Genomic DNA, 3,655 nt, shown 5'->3' on the forward strand with positions numbered 1-3,655 from the left:
GGTTGTCGTCCTGCCAGCGGTGGTAGTCGCGCCAGAACTCCCGGCGGCTCATCGGCTCGCCGCCGCCCTGGTGGCGAATGGTCAACGAGGTCGGCCTGGTCTCGCCCAGCGCCGGCGCCTTCCTCACCGTCCAGCCGCCGGACGGCTCGCCCGCCGTGACCGTCGACGGCTGGATGGACATGCCCGGCCGGGGCGGTCGACCGTCCGCGCGGCTCGGGCACGTGGGACGTGGTCACCGACTACGGCGGCGGCGTCACCATCACCGTCGGGGCCGGCTCGGTCGCCGTGCACGGGGGCGATGGCCGCCTTCGGCGAGGCGCACCGCCGGTGGGGTCGCGTGCCGTGGGCCGAGCTGGTCGCCCCGGCCGTCGACGTCGCCCGGCGCGGCTTCCGGCTGGGCGCCGCGTCCCGGTTCTACCTCGAGCACGTCCAGCAGGACGTCTACGGCTGGGACGAGACGAGTGCCGCGCTGCTGGCCGGCCCGGGGCGGCGGGCTCGTGTCCGACGACGCCGGCTGCCGGACCTGGCCGACGTCCTCGAGCGCGTCGCCGCCAACGGACCCGACGAGCTGACCACCGGCGACACCGGGCGCGCGATCAGCGCCGACGTGCTCGAGCGCGGCGGCCTGCTCACCGTCGACGACCTGGCCGCCTACCGCCCGGTCGTGCGCAAGTCGCTCCGCACCCGCGTGGGCGAGTGGGTCCTGGCCACGAACCCGCCCCCGTCGGTCGGCGGCGTGTGCGTGGCCGCCATGCTCGCCCTGCTCGACGGGCGTCCCCGTGGCGCGTGGACGCCCGAGGACGTCGAGCACGTCGTCCGCGTCCAGCGCGCGGTGCTGGGCCACCGGCTGGACGTGCTCGAGCACGCCCCCGACCTGGCCGAGGCCGCCCGCCAGTACCTCGACCTCGTGGACGCCGAGGGCCTGGCGCTGCTGGAGTCGGGCTCGACCGCGCAGTTCTCTGCGGTGGACGCCGTGGGCGGCGCGTGCTCGCTCACCGTCTCGTCCGGCTACGGCTCGGGCATGGTCGCGCGCGGCACCGGCATCTGGTTGAACAACTGCCTGGGCGAGCAGGAGCTCAACCCGCGCGGCCTGCACGGCCTGGAGCCGGGCACCCGGCTGCTGTCCAACATGGCCCCGACGGTCGGCCGGCACGCCGACGGCGGGGTGCTGGCGATCGGCTCGCCCGGCGCGGACCGCATCACCACCGCGATCGTCCAGGTGCTGGCCGGCTTCGCCAACGGCGGGCTCGACCTTCCCGCGGCCATCGGCCACCCGCGCGTCCACGTGCACCGGGCCGGACGCCCGGAGGAGGACGTCAAGCACGAGGGGTTCAGCTCGATGTACTTCGGCGGGGTGATCGCCGCGCAACGCACCGGTGACGGGTCGATGAACGCTGCGGCGGACCCCCGGCGTGAGGGCGCGGTCCGTGTGGTCGACGGTGTTCACTAGGGACGTGAGCACCCGCGACTCCCTCGGAGCGGCCCCGGTCGTCATCGGCCACCGCGGCGTCCCCGGCTTCCGGCTCGAGCACACCCGGCCGTCCTACGAGCTGGCGATCGCGGAGGGCTGCGACTACATCGAGCCCGACGTCGTCGCCACCGCCGACGGGCACCTGGTCGTCCGGCACGAGAACGAGATCAGCATCTCCACCGACGTCGCGGCGCACCCGGAGTTCGCCTCGCGCCGCACGACCAAGTGGGTCGACGGCGTGCCGATGTCGGGCTGGTTCACCGAGGACTTCACGCTGGCCGAGCTCAAGACCCTGACCGTCCGTGAGCGCCTGCCCCACCTGCGCCCGCAGAACGTCGCCCTCGCCGGCCAGCAGCGCATCCTGACCTTCGACGAGGTGCTGGACGTCGCCCAGGGCGCCACCGCCTCGCTCGGACGTCCGATCGGCGTCTACGTCGAGACCAAGCACCCCACCTACTTCGCGCGGCTCGGCCTCGACCTGGACGACCTGCTGCTCGGGGTGCTCGAGCGTCGGGGGCTCAACGTGCCGGGCTGCCACGTCGTCGTGCAGTCGATGGAGACGGCCAACCTGCGCGGCCTGCGCGACCGCACCCCGCTGCCGCTCGTGCAGCTCATGGACCGCCAGGGCGCGCCCTACGACCTGGTCGCCGCCGGCGACGCGCGCACGTACGCCGACCTGGAGTCCGCCGACGAGCTGGCGCGCATGTCCGAGTACGCCGACGCGATCGGCCCGAACAAGTCCCAGGTCGTCGCCCGCGACCCCAAGCAGCGGCTCACCCGCGAGACCGGCCTGGTCGCCCGGGCCCACGCGGTCGGGCTCCTCGTGCACGTGTGGACGATGCGCGACGAGAACAACTTCCTGCCCCGCGACCACCGGCTCGGACGCGACAAGGCCGCGCACGGCGACGCGGTGGCCGAGTACCTCCGGTTCTTCGACGCGGGCGTCGACGGGGTGTTCTCGGACTTCACCGCGACCGCCGTGCGGGCGCGCGAGGTCTGGCGGGCTACGGAGCGGGCGGCGGACCCCACGTGGGCGCAGCCGGCTTGGGCATGATCACCCAGGCCACGAGGTAGGCGATCGCCACCGAGCCGGCGCCGAGCACGGTCGTCACGGCGACCAGGAGCCGGATGAGGTTGGCGTCGATGCCGGTGTAGTCGGCCAGGCCGCCGCACACGCCGGCCACCCACTTGTCGTCACGGCTGCGGGCGAGCTTCTTGCTCATGGTCGTCTCCTTCGTCGGTGGGGCTGAGGGTGCGGGTGGGCTCGGCGTCGCCGAGCCGGTCGGTCGGGGCGGGGGCGTCCGGGACCGGCTCCGGCTCCCGGGCCGAACCCGGGGTGGCGGACGCCTTGCGGCCGGGCATCGATCGCCAGGCGGTCGCGGCGATGCCGACGACGCCGAGCACGATGAGGACGACCGCGACGGCCAGACCGGCCTCGTCGGAGTCGAGCAGGTCGTGCTCCCACCAGGCCCAGCCGAGCAGGACCAGGGCGAGCAGGACGGCGACGGTGAGGACGCCCCAGCGGGGCGGGTGCGGGGTCATCGGGTCTCCACGAGGATGCGGCCGAGGTCGTGCTCGACCTCGAGGGTCAGGACGGGGCCGCCGGGCGTGCCGGCGGGGCTGATGGTGTCGTCGCGGCGGTCGACGACCAGGACGATGCCGGTGCCGTCCACCGAGCGGTCGAGGACGTCCAGCTCGCCGGCGCGGACGCGGCTCTCCACCCGGACGGGCAGGTCGTCGGGGACGATCACGCGGGTCTCGCCGAAGCCGGAGTCGACCTGCACCGTGCGGCCGAGCAGGGACTGCGGGTCACGCACCCCCGACAGGTCGAGCTCGAAGGCGCCCATGCCGTGGCGGTACTCGGCGTCGACGCCGGCGGCCAGGACGGGGCGACGCTCCTGCACGCCCCAGCGGCCGTCGGGGGCATGGTGCCGGCGGCCAGCACGAGCGCGAGCAGCACGCCGAGCGGAACCAGCGGACCGGTGCGCCCGACGAACGTCCCGACCAGCAGGCCGACCGTGACGACGCCCAGCGCGACGGCCGCGTAGGTCGTCCAGTCGTCGGCGGCACCGGTCAGGTAGGTGACGGCGAGGGCGATCGCGCCGGTGGACAGGGTCAGGACGGGCAGGGCCATCGACCGGGGCTCGGCCGGCGGCTGCGGCGGGGCCGGCTGCGGCGGGAACG

The 3,655-nt window shown here is 74.8% G+C and carries 6 protein-coding genes; 2 read left to right on the top strand and 4 right to left on the bottom strand.

All coding sequences use genetic code 11. The features are described from left to right. The coding region (locus AC2W7G_RS11505; protein ID WP_485868554.1) for a YbdD/YjiX family protein at positions 1–181 on the bottom strand (181 nt) is incomplete at its 3' end. 117 nt (positions 182–298) lie between these two features. On the opposite strand from AC2W7G_RS11505, the gene AC2W7G_RS11510 reads away from it, so the two are divergent. Both AC2W7G_RS11510 and AC2W7G_RS11515 read left to right on the top strand, forming a co-directional pair. Then, the gene (locus AC2W7G_RS11510) at positions 299–1,450 is read left to right on the top strand and encodes a gamma-glutamyltransferase (RefSeq protein WP_485868555.1); all 1,152 of its coding nucleotides are present in this window, start codon (positions 299–301) and stop codon (positions 1,448–1,450) included. A 4-nt stretch (positions 1,451–1,454) separates the two neighbouring features. After that, on the top strand, positions 1,455–2,525 hold the full coding sequence (locus AC2W7G_RS11515; RefSeq protein ID WP_485868556.1) for a glycerophosphodiester phosphodiesterase family protein: 1,071 nt from the start codon (positions 1,455–1,457) through the stop codon (positions 2,523–2,525). On the opposite strand, the gene AC2W7G_RS11520 is transcribed toward AC2W7G_RS11515, so the two are convergent. Genes AC2W7G_RS11520 through AC2W7G_RS11530 form a run of 3 tightly spaced genes read right to left on the bottom strand, consistent with a single transcriptional unit; the run spans position 2,476 to position 3,375 of the window. Beyond that, complete coding sequence (locus tag AC2W7G_RS11520; protein WP_485868557.1) at positions 2,476–2,694, bottom strand: PspC domain-containing protein; 219 nt, start codon at positions 2,692–2,694, stop codon at positions 2,476–2,478. The genes AC2W7G_RS11515 and AC2W7G_RS11520 overlap by 50 nt on opposite strands. Beyond that, positions 2,666–3,013 carry a hypothetical protein gene (locus AC2W7G_RS11525; RefSeq protein WP_485868558.1) on the bottom strand — a complete coding sequence of 116 codons (348 nt, stop codon included), beginning with the start codon at positions 3,011–3,013 and terminating at the stop codon, positions 2,666–2,668. Before AC2W7G_RS11525 ends, AC2W7G_RS11520 begins: the two co-directional genes overlap by 29 nt. Next, positions 3,010–3,375: a LiaF domain-containing protein gene (locus AC2W7G_RS11530; protein ID WP_485868559.1), complete on the bottom strand. Its 366-nt coding sequence runs from the start codon at positions 3,373–3,375 to the stop codon at positions 3,010–3,012. The genes AC2W7G_RS11525 and AC2W7G_RS11530 overlap by 4 nt, the downstream gene beginning before the upstream one ends. Positions 3,376–3,655: the final 280 nt, after the last annotated feature.

This window comes from Aeromicrobium sp. PFPM2_SD2 (genome assembly GCF_057364525.1).

Bases quoted from the DNA above. Each gene is read 5' to 3' on its own strand.
- AC2W7G_RS11520 (WP_485868557.1), bottom strand. From the start codon at position 2,694: ATGAGCAAGAAGCTCGCCCGCAGCCGTGACGACAAGTGGGTGGCCGGC.
- AC2W7G_RS11525 (WP_485868558.1), bottom strand. From the start codon at position 3,013: ATGACCCCGCACCCGCCCCGCTGGGGCGTCCTCACCGTCGCCGTCCTG.
- AC2W7G_RS11510 (WP_485868555.1), top strand. From the start codon at position 299: ATGGCCGCCTTCGGCGAGGCGCACCGCCGGTGGGGTCGCGTGCCGTGG.